16 protein-coding genes are annotated in these 16,620 nt (G+C 69.4%); 4 read left to right on the top strand and 12 right to left on the bottom strand.

Annotated features, from left to right (window positions below; all coding sequences use genetic code 11):
• The first annotated feature begins 6 nt into the window (after nucleotides 1-6).
• Entirely contained in the window at nucleotides 7-669 is a 663-nt protein-coding gene (locus WA670_RS06080) for an SGNH/GDSL hydrolase family protein (RefSeq protein WP_336157105.1), read from the top strand.
• On the opposite strand, the gene WA670_RS06075 is transcribed toward WA670_RS06080, so the two are convergent.
• The 4 genes from WA670_RS06075 to WA670_RS06060 form a co-directional block, all read right to left on the bottom strand.
• Complete coding sequence (locus tag WA670_RS06075; protein ID WP_336157104.1) at nucleotides 670-1,509, bottom strand: SDR family NAD(P)-dependent oxidoreductase; 840 nt, start codon at nucleotides 1,507-1,509, stop codon at nucleotides 670-672.
• Nucleotides 1,506-2,438 (bottom strand): patatin-like phospholipase family protein, encoded by a 933-nt coding sequence (locus tag WA670_RS06070; protein WP_336157103.1) that lies wholly within the window; start codon nucleotides 2,436-2,438, stop codon nucleotides 1,506-1,508. The genes WA670_RS06075 and WA670_RS06070 overlap by 4 nt, the downstream gene beginning before the upstream one ends.
• 80 nt (nucleotides 2,439-2,518) lie before the next feature.
• A complete protein-coding gene (locus tag WA670_RS06065) occupies nucleotides 2,519-4,123 on the bottom strand; it encodes a carboxylesterase/lipase family protein (protein WP_336157102.1) in 1,605 nt (534 codons plus the stop codon).
• 219 nt (nucleotides 4,124-4,342) lie between these two features.
• On the bottom strand, nucleotides 4,343-5,236 hold the full coding sequence (locus tag WA670_RS06060) for a LysR family transcriptional regulator (protein ID WP_336157101.1): 894 nt from the start codon (nucleotides 5,234-5,236) through the stop codon (nucleotides 4,343-4,345).
• Nucleotides 5,237-5,360: 124 nt separating this feature from the next.
• On the opposite strand from WA670_RS06060, the gene WA670_RS06055 reads away from it, so the two are divergent.
• Nucleotides 5,361-6,350, top strand: a complete 990-nt coding sequence (locus WA670_RS06055) for an NADP-dependent oxidoreductase (protein ID WP_442893067.1) — start codon at nucleotides 5,361-5,363, stop codon at nucleotides 6,348-6,350.
• 42 nt (nucleotides 6,351-6,392) lie between these two features.
• Here WA670_RS06055 and WA670_RS06050 read toward each other — a convergent pair whose 3' ends face one another.
• From WA670_RS06050 to WA670_RS06020, 7 genes are all read right to left on the bottom strand, one after another.
• Nucleotides 6,393-6,797, bottom strand: a complete 405-nt coding sequence (locus tag WA670_RS06050; RefSeq protein WP_336157100.1) for a hypothetical protein — start codon at nucleotides 6,795-6,797, stop codon at nucleotides 6,393-6,395.
• A gap of 9 nt (nucleotides 6,798-6,806) precedes the next feature.
• Nucleotides 6,807-10,175, bottom strand: coding sequence for a hypothetical protein (locus tag WA670_RS06045; protein ID WP_336157099.1), 3,369 nt, complete (start codon nucleotides 10,173-10,175; stop codon nucleotides 6,807-6,809).
• Nucleotides 10,175-10,507 carry a hypothetical protein gene (locus WA670_RS06040; protein ID WP_037807383.1) on the bottom strand — a complete coding sequence of 111 codons (333 nt, stop codon included), beginning with the start codon at nucleotides 10,505-10,507 and terminating at the stop codon, nucleotides 10,175-10,177. The genes WA670_RS06045 and WA670_RS06040 overlap by 1 nt, the downstream gene beginning before the upstream one ends.
• Nucleotide 10,508: 1 nt before the next feature.
• Nucleotides 10,509-10,766 carry an acyl carrier protein gene (locus tag WA670_RS06035; RefSeq protein ID WP_037807706.1) on the bottom strand — a complete coding sequence of 86 codons (258 nt, stop codon included), beginning with the start codon at nucleotides 10,764-10,766 and terminating at the stop codon, nucleotides 10,509-10,511.
• Nucleotides 10,759-12,366 carry a fatty acyl-AMP ligase gene (locus WA670_RS06030; RefSeq protein ID WP_238608206.1) on the bottom strand — a complete coding sequence of 536 codons (1,608 nt, stop codon included), beginning with the start codon at nucleotides 12,364-12,366 and terminating at the stop codon, nucleotides 10,759-10,761. Before WA670_RS06030 ends, WA670_RS06035 begins: the two co-directional genes overlap by 8 nt.
• Nucleotides 12,367-12,456: 90 nt before the next feature.
• Nucleotides 12,457-13,656 carry an RNA polymerase sigma factor gene (locus WA670_RS06025; RefSeq protein WP_238603534.1) on the bottom strand — a complete coding sequence of 400 codons (1,200 nt, stop codon included), beginning with the start codon at nucleotides 13,654-13,656 and terminating at the stop codon, nucleotides 12,457-12,459.
• On the bottom strand, nucleotides 13,653-14,024 hold the full coding sequence (locus WA670_RS06020; RefSeq protein ID WP_037807377.1) for a YciI family protein: 372 nt from the start codon (nucleotides 14,022-14,024) through the stop codon (nucleotides 13,653-13,655). The genes WA670_RS06025 and WA670_RS06020 overlap by 4 nt, the downstream gene beginning before the upstream one ends.
• 117 nt (nucleotides 14,025-14,141) lie before the next feature.
• Here WA670_RS06020 and WA670_RS06015 point away from each other — a divergent pair, with 117 nt between their 5' ends.
• Nucleotides 14,142-14,909, top strand: a complete 768-nt coding sequence (locus tag WA670_RS06015) for a methyltransferase (protein ID WP_037807375.1) — start codon at nucleotides 14,142-14,144, stop codon at nucleotides 14,907-14,909.
• A 6-nt stretch (nucleotides 14,910-14,915) separates the two neighbouring features.
• On the opposite strand, the gene WA670_RS06010 is transcribed toward WA670_RS06015, so the two are convergent.
• Nucleotides 14,916-15,662, bottom strand: a complete 747-nt coding sequence (locus tag WA670_RS06010; protein ID WP_238603536.1) for an alpha/beta fold hydrolase — start codon at nucleotides 15,660-15,662, stop codon at nucleotides 14,916-14,918.
• Nucleotides 15,663-15,742: 80 nt separating this feature from the next.
• Here WA670_RS06010 and WA670_RS06005 point away from each other — a divergent pair, with 80 nt between their 5' ends.
• Nucleotides 15,743-16,339, top strand: a complete 597-nt coding sequence (locus WA670_RS06005) for a TetR/AcrR family transcriptional regulator (protein WP_336157098.1) — start codon at nucleotides 15,743-15,745, stop codon at nucleotides 16,337-16,339.
• Nucleotides 16,340-16,620 lie beyond the last annotated feature (281 nt).

Raw genomic sequence — 16,620 nt, 5'->3', positions numbered from 1 at the left:
GCAGCCATGACTATCACTCTCCGGCCGGGAAGCACCGTGCTGTTCACCGGCGATTCGATCACCGACTCCCAGCGGAACGAGAGCGAGGACGGCCTCGGATTCGGTTACCCGCTGCGGATCGCGGGCGAATGGGGCCTCCGGCATCCGGATCGGCCGGTGACCTGGCTGAACTCCGCGGTCGCGGACAACAAGGTGATGGACCTCGAATCCCGTTGGCAGGCCGACGTTCTGGACGCGCGCCCGGACGTGGTGTCGATTCTCGTCGGCATCAACGACGTCGGCTGGCATTCGTACGACCCGGACGGCTACGACATTCCCGCCGACGATTACGCGGCCGGGTACGACCGATTGCTCGCGCCGCTGGCCGACTCCGGTGCCGAGCTGATTCTCATCGAGCCGTTCTTGCTGCCGATCAGCGGTGACATCGAGGTCGGCGACATGCAGCTTGGCGTCGCCGAGCGGAAGAAGTGGCGCGTCGATCTCGACCCGAAGATCCAGGTGGTGCGCGAACTTGCCCGCAAGTACGGCGCGCATTTGCTTGCGGCGGACGGGATGTTCGCCGAGCTTTCCACGACGACCGGTCCGGAGTATTGGGCCGCGGACGGCGTCCATCCGACTCCGGCTGGGCACGCGGCACTCGCCGAGGCTTGGCTGCGTCTGGTCGCCTGACTACTGCCGAGTTCCTTGCTGGGCTTCGAGATTCGCTCGGTACGAAGAGCGTTCCGGGTGGTCCGCGTGCAGCGCGCGGTCGTCTCGGACCAGCCGCCGGATGCGGTTGAGGACCGGTTCCGGGGTGACCCCCGCGGCCGCGGCGAGCAGGCCGACGTAGCCGGGCACGGCGATTTCGGCACGGCGGTTGTGCACCGAATCGACGACCGCGCGGCCAACGTCTTCCGGCTGCACCTTCGGAATCGGCCGCATGTCGAGGCCGGAGGCGAGTGCGGTGTCGACCGCCGAGGGCAGCACCGCGGTGAGGCTGACGCCTGCCTCCGCGAACTCCAAGCGGGTCGCGGCCGTCAGCCCCACCACGGCGAATTTGGTCGCGTTGTAGACGGCCAGTCCCTTGACCGGGAACTTGCCTGCCAGCGAGGCGACGTTGACGACGTGCCCGAAACCGCGTTCGACCATGCCGGGCAGGACCAGTTTCATCCCGTTGAGGACGCCGCCGAGGTTGACGTCGATTTGCAGCCGGTCGGTGGCGTCGGCGAGTTCGAGGAACTCGCCGTTCGGCATGAGGCCGGCGTTGTTCACCAGCACATGCAACGGTCCGTTGGCCTTTTCGGCCGCGGCGACGAAGGACGCGAACGAGTCGCGGTCGGCGACGTCGAGGTGGTGTGCGGTGCCGCCGACCAGCTCGGCGGTCTCCTCGGCGGCCGTCTGGTTGAGGTCGCCGATCGCGACGCGCGCGCCCTTGCTCGCGAACAACTTGGCGACCGCACGGCCGATCCCGGCACCTCCGCCGGTGATCGCGACCGACGCGCCGTCGAGGTCGATTTTGGGGTAGGTCATCGGATCGCTCCTTGCTCGATGGCGGCGCGCACGCGCGGCGGGGTCAGGGTGCGGCAGGCGCGGAGCACGTCGGCGCGGCGGCGCAGGTCCATGAAATTCGGGCCCATGACGTCCAGTTCGGCCGGGCCGGGTTCGATCCGGAGCACCCGGATCCCGGCGGCGCGGAGCTGCTTGACCTCGGCGTCGACGCGCCGGGTCATCGCGCGCCGGGCGAGCCGTTCGACGCGGGCGAAGCCGCGGCCGGGCGCGCCGCCGGAGGTGGACATCGGCGGGATGAGCACGACCTCCTCGACCCCGGCCGGAATGACGAGATCGGCGGACGTCGGTGAAACGGTGCCGCCGTCGACGTACCTGCGGCCGTTGACGGCGACCGGCGGGAACCAGCCTGGAATAGCCCAGGACGCGGCAATCGCGGTACCGAGCTGAGCCCGCTGCGAATTCCCGAACGCGACCCGCTCCCCGGTGCGGAGATCGGCTCCGACGAGCCAGGTCCGCGGATGGTCGACCCAGCCGTCGGCATTGGCCAACGCGGTGCCGAGGTCGCGCAGCCATCCAGCGTCGCCACGTCCCCTCGGCACCGCTCCAGCCAGCCCGGCCAGCAGGTCCACCCGGCCGCGCAATCCCGCGACGGCGAGGCCGAGACCAGGCCAAATCGGTGTCGGCAACGGCGGAAGCTTGCCCGGATGCTGCGCGAGATGATGTACGACGCGGTCGTCGGCGGGCTCTCCCAGCAGCGCGGCCATGATCTCGCCGACCCCGATGCCCGAGCCGAGGAACGCCGCCATCTCCGCGCCCGCCGACGTGCCGACCAGGACGTCGGCGTCGCGCGCGTCCCATCCCAGCTGGTCTTCGACCGCGGCGAGGGCAGCGGCGGTCCAGGCGAAGCCGAGCGTGCCGCCACAGCCGAGCACCAGTGCGCGTTGGGTCATCGACCACCTCTGCGGAATCGCGTGTCAGTGGCGGAACCGTATGTCATTTCTGCGGCGAGGGCAATACCGTCGCAGAGCGCCTACCGGTGGTGCACGAAGGGAGTCAACGGGTCCCAGAGCTCCGCACAGTGGTGCTGTCGCGGGATCTCCATCGTGAGCTGACTGTCTCCGGCAGCGTTGAGCACCATCACCGCCGGGCTGTCCTTTGTGTACGGATCCCATTGCGGCGCACCGTCCACAGTGGGGTTTCCGGTGCGGGCGAACCCTGCCCACTGGGTCAGGATCTGGTCGGCGAGCACCTGCTGGTTAGGGGTCAACTGGACGCCGTTCGGGAACATCAGCAGCCATTCGGCGACGTGGTAGGCACCATTCGGTTTGGCGGGGTCGACGAAGAATTGCGGCGGGATATCCGTGTCATCGACCTGGTAGGCGAAGACCGGGATGTGTCGCGAGAGCCGTTCGTCGTTGAGCAGTGCGGGGCAGACCGAGTTGGAATCGGCGACGGCGGTCCGGTAGGCGAGGAACGGGGCCGGCGCGGGGTAGCGTTTCAACGGATACGTCTTGCGGACCTCGTCGGCGTGCTTTCCGTACTGCTGCTTAATAAACTTGTCGTAATCGGCTGCGGTCTCGGCGAACGGAAGTTGGGTTTCGTCGCGGTCGACGCCGTGCAGCAAAGCTATGTGATTGACGTGCCCGGTGGCGAAAGCTTCGGCGGGTGACATCGGCAGCGTTGTCCCGTCGACGATCGGTGCGACCGTGCCGTTGTCCGGGTTTCTTCCGTGGTCGGCCTGTTTGAGCACCGTCTGCGCAGGCAGCGCACGCAGGCAGGCGGCGGTGGAGCAACCCAGCGCCTTGGCGAAGCGTTCTCCCTTTTGCTGCGCTTGCTTCTCGGTGGGCAGTTGGGCTTTGCAGTCCTGCGTTTGCCAGATGGTGTCGACGCCGAGCAGCGAGTTGTACTCCCCGCTTTGGCTGATCCCGCGGTTGAACAGCCCGGCCGAGCCTGGTGAAGCGGTGTGGGCGCAGACGCTCGAACCGCCAGCGGAATCGCCGTAGATGGTGACGTTGTGCGGGTCGCCGCCGAACTTCGCGATGTTGCGTTGCACCCAGCGGAGCGCGGCTTGCTGGTCCTGGAGGCCGCAGTTTCCGGCGTGCGCGCCGAAGGATTCATGCGCGAGGAAGCCGAAAATCCCGAGCCGGTAGTTGAATTCCACGCTGACGACGTGCCCCGCGGTCACGAGACGGCTCGCATCCGCCGGCTTCCACAACAGGAATCCGCCGCCGTGGATCTGCACCATCACCGGGAACGGACCGGGCCCCGCATTGGCCGGCGTGCGCACGGTCAGGTTGAGGCAATCCTCGTTGTCCGAACCAGGTCCGGTGCCGGGCGGCTGCGGACATTCGTTGCCTTCCGCGGTCGCGGCGAACGGTTCAGTCCAGTGCTCGGGCCGCTGCGGCGGTGCCCAGCGCAACTCGCCGACCGGCGGCGCGCCGTAGCGAATCCCTTGCCACGACTTGATCTCCGCACTCGCGACGCCGCATACCGGACCGTCGTCGGTGGTGACCGTCGTGCCCGGCGAACACGCTGGCGCGCTCACCTTGGCGGCCAGCGCCGCCGATCCGGCCACCGACAGCACCACTCCCACGACAGCCGCCAGGACAGCGGGCGCCTTTCCGTCGAATCTCATCCGTCCTCCTTCGGTCCCGCCTGGCCGGGGAGGCGAACGAACGACGAGCAGCGAACAGGCGGTTTACCGGAATGGGCTCGACCAATGACCACCTGCGGGTCATCGCGGCGGGAACACGTCCCGTGTGCCTCCAGTCTGGCGGCCGCGCGGCGAGGCACAACCTCCGTTCGGTCGCGCGGAGGGTGTCAAATTCCCGGGGACGATGGTCTTTGTCCGGGATCAAGCAGCGCCGAGGAACTCCGCCTCGGCCACTGCGCGCAATTCGCGCACTAATTCGCGCACCGCAAGGGATTGCGCACCGACGTAGGTGGCGACGTACCCGATCCGTCGGGTGGGCGGGTCGGCGATCGGGGTGACGGCGACTCCCGGCGGGGTGGCGGCGAGGGTGAGTTTCGGCAGGATCGCCATGCCGATCCCTTGTGCCACCATGGAAAGCACCACTCCGTCGTCGGCGACCTCCATTCTCGCCGACGGCAGCCAGTCCTGCCGCGCCCACCAGGACCGGGTGTAGGAGGAGCAGTTTTCCGGCCAGTCAAGCAGCGGGAGGCGGCGCGCTTCGGCGTGTCCGATCGGGTTGACCAGAAAGTACGGCTCCCGGAACAGTTCTCCGGCGACCAATCCGGCTGGCGGAGTTTCGTCTTCGCCGAGGGTCGCGATGGCGACGTCCGCGCGTCCGTCGGCGACCTCGCCCGCCGTGCCGCGGCCCAGTTCGGGGACGACCAGCACCTGCGGATGCAAGCCGGAATGCTTGGCGGTCAAGCGTTCCAGCGCCGCGGGCAGCAGATGTGCGGCGGCACTGCGGAAAGCGGCGATCCGCAGCGGACCGGTGAGGGATCCGGCGGCCGCGCCCCGGGCTTCGGCGCGGAGAACGTCGAGTTGGCGCAGGATCAGCCGGGCGTGCACGAGCGCGCGGGCACCGGCCGCGGTGGGGCGGGCACCGGTTCGGCCGCGGTCGAAGAGGATGGCGCCGACCTTGCGTTCGCAGGTCCGGACCGCGTGCGAGACCGCGGATTGAGTCAGGCTCAGCTCGGCGGCAGCGGCGGTGAAGCTGCCGGTGCGCTCCACCGCGAGCAACAGGCGCAGCTCGCCCGGAGTGAGGTCGACAGCATCCATGCGGCCAGCCTAGCCGTGGCCATGAGCGGGATTCATGGATCGGTGCGGTCCATCGATCCGGAGGTCTGCCGCGGCGGCTTGGGCGCGCTTAAGTTGCTGGTCAGAACCGACTAAGGAGATTCACGTGTCCCTGACCGCCGTCCGCCAGGTCCGCCGTCCCGAGGGCGCGCCGAGCGCCGCCGACTTCGAGTTCGTCGCCCAGCCGCTGCCGGACCTCGCCGACGGACAGGTGCTGGTCGAAAACCGTTACCTGTCGGTCGATCCGTACATGCGCGAGTTCATGGAATGGGGCGGCTGGGAGCTGGGCGCGGGTCTGGAAGGTCGCACGATCGGCGAGGTGGTCGAGTCGAAGGAGCCGACGCTGCCGGTCGGCACGACGGTGTTCCATCGGCACGGCTGGGCGACCCACGCGGTCCTCACCAGCGCCGACGCCCGGACGATCACGCCAGCGGACGGCGTTCCGCTGAGCGCTTACCTCGGCATTCTCGGCGGAACCGGGCTCACCGCGTACGTCGGGCTCACCCGGATCGCGCAGGTCCGTCCCGGTGACGACGTGTTCATCTCCGCGGCCGCCGGTGCGGTGGGCAGCGCGGCCGGGCAGATCGCCCGGTTGCTCGGTGCGGGACGGATCGTGGGCAGCGCCGGATCGGCGGCGAAGGTCGAGCACCTGACGCGCGACCTCGGTTTCGACGCCGCCTTCAACTACCACGACGGTTCCGTCACCGATCTCCTCGCGAAAGCGGCTCCGGACGGAATCGACGTGTACTTCGACAACGTCGGCGGCGACCACCTGGCCGCGGCGATCGACGTCCTCCGCGAGCGCGGCCGAGTCGCCTGGTGCGGTTCAGTCGCGCAGTACAACAGCCTGCGCACGCCGCCGAGCGCGCCGCACAACCTGTTCGACGTGGTCGGAAAAAGCCTTCGGATCGAAGGGTTTCTGGTGCGCGATCACCTCGACGCGCGCGAAGAGTTCGAGGAATTCCTGATCCCGCACGTCCGCGGCGGGCAGGTGCTCGTGAACGAGACTGTGGCAGAAGGGTTTTCCAGCATCGTGGACGCGTTCATCGGGATGCTGCGCGGGGAGAACGTCGGGAAAATGCTCGTCCGGGTCTGACCGCAGGGAGGGGGCCGGACAGCCCCCTCCCTGGTCAGAACCTCAATCGCGCCAACGGTTGTTGAGGAAAGCGTCGTCGTCCTCGTCGTCTTCCACCGGACGCGGTCGACGCGTCGGACGGCGCGGCGCTTCGTTGCGCAACGCGGGCTGATTCGGAGTCACCGCGAACGGCGACGCCGAACCGGGCTCGTTGCCGAACTCGTCGGAATCGAACGCCGAGGGCGGATCGGTGCTCGGCCGGTCCGTGCTCCACCCGGACTTGGTCTTGCGCTTCCCCATCTCCCGCCGGTGCTGGACGTACCGTTCGGCCGCCTGCACCTGCTTGGTCATGTACTCCTGGGACTGCGCCTTGATCTCCTCGGCCTTCTGCTCGCGCAGGGCCCGGCGATCGGCCTGCTCCCGGACCAGCGCGTCCAGTTCGGCCTTCATCGCGGCGGTTTCGCTCATGCGTGCCTCCTACCTGGTCCGGATGATCGGCGCGTCGTCGTCATCGTCGAGTGAACCAGTGATCCGGCTGGCGGGCTCCCCGAGGTTGTCGAAGACCGCGCCCTCCACGCGATACGCCGCGCGCCGCTCGGTTTCGCCGCCACCGCCACCGCCGCCGTGTCCGCCGCCCATCGCGCCCATGCCAGGCATCCCGGAACTGCCGGACTGCCCCGGCTGACCGGAGTGATCGCCCGCCGGCTGCGAGAACCCGCCGCCGGTTTGGGTGCCGGCGACCGGCGTGTGGTCGACGCCGACCACGGGCCCGCCGTGCAGCGGAGCGCTCGGTGCGCCGGCGGGCACGCCCGGACCGCCGCTGTGCGAGATCTCCGGACCGGGGCCGCCCTCGATCGGATGGCCGGGAGCACCGCTCGGGACGCCGTGGTGCAACGGCTGGGCCGGACCGCCCGAATGCGACATCTCCGGGCCCGGGCCGCCCTCGATCGGATGGCCCGGCGCACCGCTCGGAACACCGTGGTGCAGCGGCTGAACTGGCTCGCCGGGGTGCACCGGACCGGGGCCGCCTCCCGCCGGATGTTCGCCGAACGGGCCGCCGGTGTGCGACATCTCCGGACCTGGCCCGCCCTCGATCGGACGCCCGGGGTGGCTGCTGCTGGGCGAGGCGCCGCCGTGCCCGTTGCCGTCGGGTCCCTTGTGGTCGGGTCCCTTGTGGTCGCCGGGACCGTCGCCCGCGTGGTGCCGTCCGGTGCTGTCGCCGGGTGCGTCCGGGCGGTGGTCGACCTCGTGGATGCCCTGCTTCTGGTCTTCCTCGCCGAGCGTGTAGGTCGTCGGGTTGCCCTTGCCGTCGTCGACCGTGACGACGGTCGGCCCGTTCGGCCCGTCCGGACGCTCGGCGGTGATCTTCGTGTCGCCGTCGCGGAGGTGGATCTTGCCGTCCGGACCGGGGTGGTGGACCTGGGCGTCGTCGTGCTGGCCGTCGCCGCCGTGCGCGGACTTGTCGTCGGACCAGTCGATCTTGAAGTCCTTGACGTTCCCGGAGCCCTCGCCGATCTTGATGTCCATCTTGCCGTCGTGGTCCGGCTCGGACATTTCGAAGGTCTTGTCGCCCTGCTTGACCTTCAGGACATCGCGACCGTCTTCGTCCGGCTTGCCGTCATGGCCCTTGTCGTCGTCGGGCTTGCCGTCGTGGTTCTTGTCCTCGCCCGGTTTGCCGTCGTGACCCTTGCCGTCGTCGTCCGGTTTGCCGTCGTGGTTCTTGTCCTCGCCGGGCTTGCCGTCGTCGCCGCCGGGGCCGCCGTCAGCCGGGTCGGTCTTGATCGGCGGGCCGTCCACCGGACCACCGCCGCCAGGTGAACCGCCTCCGCCCTTGTCGCCGGAGGTCTTGTCGTCGCCGGGAACCTTGTCGTCCGGGCCCTTGCCGTCGGGACCCTTGCCGTCGCCGCCGGTCGAGCCGGGTTCACCGCCGCCGGGTCCGCCGAGGGGGCCGCCGCCGTGGCTGCCCTGCGCGTCCTTCTTCAGCGACTCCATCGCGGCCTCGGCCTTTTGCTTGGCCTCCGCCTGAGCCTTCTGTTTGGCCTCTTCCTCGGCCCGCTGCTTGGCCTCTTCCTCGGCCTGGTGCTGGTCCTGTCCGCCGCCGGAACCCGAACCGCCCGAGCCCGACGAACCACCGGAACCAGACCCGCCGGACCCGCCGGGATCGGTCTTGATCGGCGGGCCGTCCACCGGACCGCCGCCGCCAGTCCCGCCGCCGGGGCCTCCGCCCGAGCCGCCGCCGAGGGGGCCGCCGCCCGGCGAATCGGACGGGACGTCCAGGTCGGGGACCTTCCCGCCGCCCCCGCCGGAACCACTGCCCGACCCGCTGCCGGACCCGCCGCCCGAACCGGATCCGCCCCCGATACCGCCTCCGGAACCACCGGGGTGGTCGCCCTGCGGCGTGTCCGAACCGGATCCGCCGCCAGGACCGCCGCCGGTTCCCCCACCGGTGCCGTCGCCGGGACCGCCCGGGCCGCCGCCATAGTCGCCAGACCCGCCCTGGCCACCGCCATAGTCGCCAGACCCGCCCTGACCGCCGCCGTAGCCGCCGCCAGGACCCTGGCCGCCCCCACCGGGACCACCGCCGCCGGGACCCTGACCCCCACCGCCAGGACCACCGCCGCCGGGACCGCCCGGGCCGCCTGCTCCGCCTGCCCCGCCGTCCTTGGCGCCCTCGAACTTGTTCTTGATCTTGCCCATTTCCTTGTCAAGGGCGTCGTAGGCCTTGTCGACGAGGTCCTTGGCGTCCTTGCAAGCCTTCTCGAACCCCTTGTAGATGGTGTCCCACATGTCGGGGTTGAACTGGTTCATGATCCACTGCTTGGCAAGGTCCTTGCCGTGGCTCTGGATCTCGTCGTCGTTGCAGCAGCCCTGGTCGTTGAGGGTGTCGACCAGGTTGGTGCCGAAGTTGTAGTCCATCCAGCCGGCGATCTGGGCCAGGTCGTCGACGCTGCCGTGCTCGCCGTTGGCGACCGCGATGACCTTCTGCGCCATCGTGTAGTCGGCCTTGCCGACCTGATCGCGGTACAGGGCGATGACCTGGTCGGCCTTGCCCTTGCACAGGTCGAACAGCGTCTTCGTGGTGTGCAGCGTCGCTTCGCTGGCGTGGCTGAGGTCCTCCCCCAGCTTCGCGGCCTTCTTCTGGATGCTCTCGTTGTACCGGTCCGACGCCGCGTCGGCGCCCGCCCCGGTCCAGGTTCCGAAGAGGGTGCCCAGCTCGGTTCCGGTATCGGTCAGCGTCGCCTTCACGGTTTCCGAGCCGTGCTTGAAATGGATGGCGTCGTTGACGAAACCCTCGAAGCTGATGCCGCGCTGCTCGTCGAACGGACCGCGGATGTCCTTGTCGAGGTCGAGCTTGCGCGTGTTGCCCTTGCAGTCGTCGGGGAGCTTCTCGAGCAGCCCGCCGAAGGTCTCGAACACCCTCAGCGCGGCCGCCGCGGGGTCGAAGAGCTCGTCGGACGTCTTCGTGCCGGTGGCCCCGGCGTCCTTGCCCTCACCAGGAGCGGGCGGGGCCTTCTTGTCGAGCTCGCCCTTGCCCTTGTCGACTTCCTTCTTCTTCTCGTCCTGGTTGTAGCTGTTCTGCTGGCCTTTTTGCCGGGCCTCTTCATAGACCTGCTCGAGCGGCGGGGCGCCGCCAGGAGCCGCGAACGGGTTGTTCGGAACGGTGATGAACGTGCGTCCGTACGACTTGATGTACTTCGCGACGTCCTGGCCCTCGTCGCCTTCGGGATGCGGGTGCTCGTGGACCCACGCCCGGAGCAGGCCGTCCTTCAGCTCCGGCGGCACCGCCGAGTTGTCGAGCAGCTTTTTGACATCCGGCCACGTCTTCGGCTTGTTCTCGTCCGCCATCAGAGGATCCCGTCGACGCCGTTGCCGGTCTTGGTGATGGCGCCGGACTGGTTGTCCTCGTTCGTGCCGTAGGCAGACCCGGCGGTGCTGATGTTCGTGCCGAACGATTCGAGCGCCTTGCTGTAGCCGGAGAGCGCGCCCCACAGCTGTTTGGTTCCCTCGAGGTACTTGTCGGCGTGCGCTTGGTGCACCCGGCCGAACTTCTCCTTGGTCAGCTCGGAGGTTTCGAGGTCCGGATTGTCGTCAAGCAGCTTCTCCGCCAGGTCGCCGATCTTCTTCGACGCCTTCGACAACGCTTCGGTTGTCGCGGTGTACCCGCCCCCACCGCTCATTTCAGTGCTTCTCCTCAGCTCGGCAAGCTGTCAGGGCCTCCGCGAGCACGTCCGCCACGGATTCCACATCGGTGAACCGATCGAGCTCGTCCAGATCGATCGACACGTCGTAGTAGATCTCCAGCGCGGCGAGAAGCCGGATCCGGCCCTTCGAGTCGATGCCGAGCTCCTCGAGCGGAGCGTCGGGCACGACGAGGGCCGGGTCGAGCCGGAAGGTGTCGCTGACGACCTTCGTGACCTCGGCGCAGTGATCACCCACGGACGCCACCGTAACGCGCCTTGGCGGCCGACCGGGCGACCTTTCCGCTGGAAGTGCGCGGAAGTCCGCCAGAAGGGACCAGGTGTACCGCACGGAGCGTGAGATCGTGCTCCCTCGACACCGCTCGCAGCACGGCCCGGGTCACGTCCTTGACCTCGGCTTCCGCTCCGCGCACCCATTCCGCGACCACCATCGCGCCCTCGCCCTGGTCGTCGGCGACGCCGAACGCGGCGACCCGGTCGCGCCGGATCGCCGGGTGCGCCTCGCCCGCCGCCGCCTCGAGGTCCTGCGGATGGAAGTTGCGGCCGTCGACGACGATCAGGTCCTTGAGCCGGCCGGTGACGTAGAGGTCGCCGCGGTGGAACACGCCCAGGTCGCCGGTGCGCAGCCAGCCGTCGAGCCCGTCGAGGACCCCGCCGAACGAGTCCGCGTCGCCGCGGCCCCAGTAGCCGGACGCGACGTTCGGGCCGTGCACCCAGATCTCGCCGACCTCGCCCTCGGGCTGCTCGTGTCCGTCGTGGACGATCCGGACGAGCTGCCCGACCGGCCGTCCCACCGACATCACCGGCTGGCCGTCCGGCGTTTCGACGGCGCGGCCCTGGGCAAGCGCTTCCCGGTCAAGCACCGCGCCGCGCGGCCCTTCCTCGCCCGCGCTCGCGACGTACACCGTGGCCTCGGCCAGTCCGTACGACGGCCGATGCGCCTCGGCGCGGAACCCGCGCGGGCCGAACACCTCGTGGAACCGCTCGACCGTGCGCGGCCGGACGGGTTCGGCTCCGTTGAGCGCGACCCGGACGTCCGAGAGGTCGAGGTCGTCCTCCGCGCCGACGTCGGCGGCGAGGTCGTAGGCGAAATTCGGGGCCGCGGTGAAGACGGCCGGATAGTCCGAGAGCTGGCGCAGCCACCGCTGCGGCCGGTGCACGAACTCTGCCGGCGACATGAACACCGACCGGCCGCCGACGTAAACGGGCAGGCACAGCAGCTGGATCAGGCCCATGTCGTGGAAGAACGGGATCCAGCCGGCACAGGTCGTCTGCTCGTCCGAGGCGTACGCCTGGCTGGCCTGCCAGCAAGCCGCGACGATCGCCCGGTGCGGGATCACCGCGCCCGCCGGTTCGCGTGTCGATCCCGACGTGTACTGCAGGTAGGCAGGGCTTTCCGGAGCCACGTGGACCGGGTCGACGCCCGGTCCGGACAGCTCGTCCACCACCACGAGGTCGCCGGGATCGCTGAACTCGCGCACCTTCGCCGCGACCGCCGACGACGTCGCCCACACGCGCGCACCGGAATCGGCGAGGACCCCGGAAAGCCGGTCGGCCTGCGCGCGATTGCCCGGCAGCATCAACGGAACCGCGACCATTCCGGCGGCGAGCGCGCCGAAAAACGCCAGCGGATAAGCGAGTTCCTGTCCGGCGAGGATCGCGACGCGCTCGCCCGGTTCCGCGACCCGGCGCAATTCCCCGGCCACGATCCGGACTTTGGCGGCGAATTCCGCCCACGACAGCGTGTGCTCGACGCCACGAGTGTGCTCTTGGTGGGTGAACAACGGCCGTTCGTCGCCGGCGCGGGCGAACAACCGGTCCACGATCGAGCCGCGCATGACCTCGTCAGGCACGCTCGCAGACGTCCGGGACACGCAGCGCAACCTACTCGACTTCGCGACCGGCCCGCGAGCCCGGGCACGGAGAATTCACTCGCGCACCTTGGCGGCCCGGGATTCCAGATAACGCTTCTCCGCGATACTCGCCGTCGCCTTCGCGGCCAGCCGGTAGTTCTCGTACGCGCCAGGCAGATCCCCGGCTTTCTCCAGCAAATGCGCCCGCACCGACAGCAACCGGTGATGCCGGGCTATCCGCTCCTCGCTGTCCAATGTGGACAACAGGGCGAGCCCGGCGCGCGGGCCCTCGGTTTCGGCGAGCGCGATCGCCCGGTTCAACGTCACCACCGGATTGGGTGCGATCCGTTCCAGGATCAGGTAAAGCGCGTGCACCTGCCGCCAGTTGGTCTCGTCCGCGGTCGCCGCGTCGGCGTGTGTCGCGGCGATGGCCGCCTGCAGCTGGTACGGACCGAGCTCCGAACCCGCCAGCGACGCTTTCGCCAGCTCAGTGCCCTCGTCAAGCATGGCGCGGTCCCACGTCGTGCGGTCTTGATCGGCCAGCGGGACCAGGTCGCCGGACGGTGTCGTGCGGGCCGTCCGGCGCGCGTGCGTCAGCAGCATCAACGCGAGCAGACCGGTCACCTCGCTGTCGTCCGGCAGCCGGTCGTGCACCATCCTGGCCAGCCGGATCGCCTCGTAGGCCAGGTCAGCGCGGTGCAGATCGGAGCCGGACGACGCGGTGTAGCCCTCGTTGAAAATCAGGTACAGCACCTGCAGCACGACATTCAGCCGCTCCGGTTCCTCCGAGCTCGGGAACGAACTGCCCGCCGCCTTGATCCGCTGTTTGGCACGGCTGATCCGGGCAGCCATCGTGCCCTCCGGTACCAGGAACGCGCGGGCGATCTCGGCCGTCGTCAGACCGCCGACCGCACGCAGGGTCAGCGCGGTCTGCGACGCCGGGGTCAGCGCCGGATGGCAGCACATGAACAGCAGGAGCAGCGTGTCGTCGGTGTCCGGCACCTCGGGCACGGCCTCGGCAGCGTTCGCCAGCTCCCGCTCGCGGCGCGCCAGGTCGCTGCGCAGCTGGTCGACATAGCGCCGGGACGCGACCGTCGACAGCCAGCCGCGCGGATTGTCCGGCACGCCTTCGACCGGCCATTGCTGAGAAGCCGCGAGGACCGCCTCTTGCACGGCGTCCTCGCAGCCCTCGAACTGGCCGTACCGGCGCACCAGCACGCCAAGAACCTGCGGCACGAGTTCGCGCAGCAGGTCCTCGACGGATGGGGTGGTCACGCGTCCAATTGTCCTTCCGAGAACATCACCTGGCGCACCTCGACGCCGAGCCCCTCGATCGCGGCGTCCGGAACCTGCGCGGCCAGCTCGATCGCGCGTTCCTTGCTCTCGACGTCGATCATGTAGTAGCCGCCGAGGAACTCCTTGGACTCGAGAAACGGCCCGTCGGTCACCACCGGCTGCCCGTTGCGGACCGACACGACCGCGGCCTGCGAGGGGTCGGCAAGGGCCTGGGCGGCGATCAGTTCGCCGGACTTCTTCGTCGACTCCATGAACGCGGTGACGCCGTTGCCGAGGGCTTCCTTCTCCTCTTCGGTCAGCGCGTCGAGGACGGACTGGTTGATGTGCAGGCTGATCAGGAACTTCATCGTCTTGCTCCTCGTGGTTTCGGGGTCTTTCGCGGAGTGGTCGGAGGCGCGGGCGGGTTCTGGACATGGACTTTATGTGACGCGCGTCACTACCGGTCCGGGCGCACTATGAACGGCATGGAGACCGACGCCTGGGCCGCGCTGGCGAGTCCGTTCGTGGAAGGTGCGTACGCGACCGTCAAAGGCCGAGTGCGCACGTACGTCCTGCACCAGCAGCTCCTGGCACACCTGCCTCCGCCGCCGGCGACGGTGCTCGACGTCGGCGGCGGGGCCGGGCATCAGTCTTTCCCCTTGGCACGCCTAGGTTACGACGTCGTCCTGCTGGATTCGTCCGACGCGATGCTGTCGAAGGCGGAGCAGCGTCTCGCTTCGGAATCGGCTGAGGTTCGCGAGCGCGTCCAGTTTGTGCGCGGCCGCGGCGAGGACGCCGTCACGGCGGTCGCGGGCCAGAAATTCGACGCGGTGCTGTGCCACGGCGTGCTGATGTATGTGGACGATCCCGTGCCGATGATCGACGCGCTGTGCGCCTGCGCGGCACCGGGCGGGATCGTCTCGGTGATGGCGCTCAACGCCGAGACACTGGCCGTCCTCCCCGCGCTGGAAGGACGGTGGAGCGACGCGCTGACGGCGTTCGACGCGCAGGGCGAACGGGGCGTCCTCGGCGTGGACACGCGCGCCGACACGGTCGCGGGGCTATCGCAGCTGCTCGTCGGACAGGGAGCCGAACCGCTTGCCTGGTACGGGGTTTGGCTGTTCGCCGACTGGATGGACCTGGACGTCGACGAGAGCCGGATCGGCGAGATCGCGGAGGTCGAACTGGAGGCCGCGCGACGAGATCCGTACCGGCGGCTCAGCCGGGTGTTCCATCTCGTCGCGCGGGCCTGAACTGTCCTATTTGGACGAGTCCCAGAACTCCGTGAGCACCCGCGCGCCCTGGACCGGGTCCTGCGTCATCCACCAGTGCCCGAGCCCCTCCAGCACCGCGACCTTCGCCCCGGCCCGCTCGGCCGAACGGCGCCGCTGCTCGTCCGTCCCGACGTAGTGGTCCTCGGTCGCCAGCACGACGAGCCCCGGGCGCTCCGCCGCGCGTCCGAGATTCCGGCCGGACTCCGCGAGCGCGGGCTGCGCCGCGGACCGGTAGAGCGGAAGCACCGCGCGGGCCATGTCGTCGTTCATCCCCTCGGCGACCTTGGCCGCCACCGCCTCGTGCATGCCACCGCTGACCAGGCGCGCGGCCCGGGCTTCCGCCGGCGCACCGAACATCGCCGCGACGGCTTCCTCGCCGACGCCCGGCTTCTGCCACACCTGCGCGAGGTCGTGCCAGACGTAATCCGGGTCGAACGCGCCGGCCGTGTCACTGGCCCAGGTGCGCACCAATTCCGGGCGCGCCATGACGGCGTTGAGGACGTGCGCGCCGCCCCAGTCGTGCCCGACCAGGTCGACCGGTTCGGGGAACTTCTCCAACTCGGCGATCAGCCAGTCGCGGTACTCGACCGCCGTCGCGCCGAACCCCTCCGGCCACGGCACGCCGAATCCGGGCGGGGACAGGCACACGGTCGACCGGTCGCCCAGTTCGGCAAGCAGTGGCTCCCACACCGCGGCGGTTTCGGGATTGCCGTGGACAAACACTGCGGTCATCGGACTTCCTCCCTCATCGTCGCTCCCACTCTACGCATACTTGCTTGTCGGCTGGCAAGTATGTTGTAGAGTTTCTTCCCGTGACCACGCAGCGCCGCACGCAGCAGGAACGCCGAGACCAGGCGTCGGCCGCTTTGCTGGAAGCCGCCGCGGAGTTGGTCGTCGAGGAAGGCGTACGCGCCGTGACCTTGGCGCGCGTCGGCGAGCGGGCCGGGTACAGCCGCGGCCTGGTCACCCACCACTTCGGCGGGAAACAAGCGCTGCTGGAACAGCTCGCCCGCACCACGCAGACCGCTTTCGTCCCCGGCTTGGACACCCTGCCGCCCGGCCTGGACCGGCTGCTGCGACTGATCGACGGCTACCTGTCCCGGCTCAGCGACCCTGACGTGCTGAGCCGGGCGTTTCTGGTGCTGTGGGCGGAGTCGATGACCTCGCGCGAACTCGCCCCGATCTTCCGCGAACGCGACAACGCGTTCCGCGACGACCTGCGCCAGGAGCTCATCGCGGGAATCACCGAGGGCACCATCCGCGCCGACGTCGATCCGGAGCAGATCGCCGTGGCCATCGTCGGGCAACTCCGCGGCATCGCGCTGCAGTGCCTGCTAGATCCGGCCGCGGTGAAGCCGAGCGAGCTGTGCTGCTGCGCCGCCGAAATGTGGAAGCGGGCGCTGTCTTAGCGCTGGCGGGCTGAACAAATTGTGCTGAGAAGACGAGCGCGAACGCCAATACGTCCTTGACGGTCCCGCCTCGCCGCTGTCACGCGGCGAGGCGGAACTCCCCCTCGTACGGCACTCCCCTCGATGACGTCGGCGCTCCCCGCCATCCGTCCCCTCAAACGGATTTGCCGGAAACGCCGGTCTGTGAAACGCCGCCACAACACGGCCGCCCTCTACGGCTGCCCCCGACACAGCCGCCCTCCGGACGCGTTTGGCGGATCGGCTTTCCCGAGCGGCACGAC

Source organism: Amycolatopsis sp. VC5-11 (assembly GCF_037034185.1).
GTDB lineage: Bacteria > Actinomycetota > Actinomycetes > Mycobacteriales > Pseudonocardiaceae > Amycolatopsis > Amycolatopsis nivea.
Note: the sequence above shows the minus strand (reverse complement) of the source record. Positions and strands in the feature narration are given on the sequence as shown.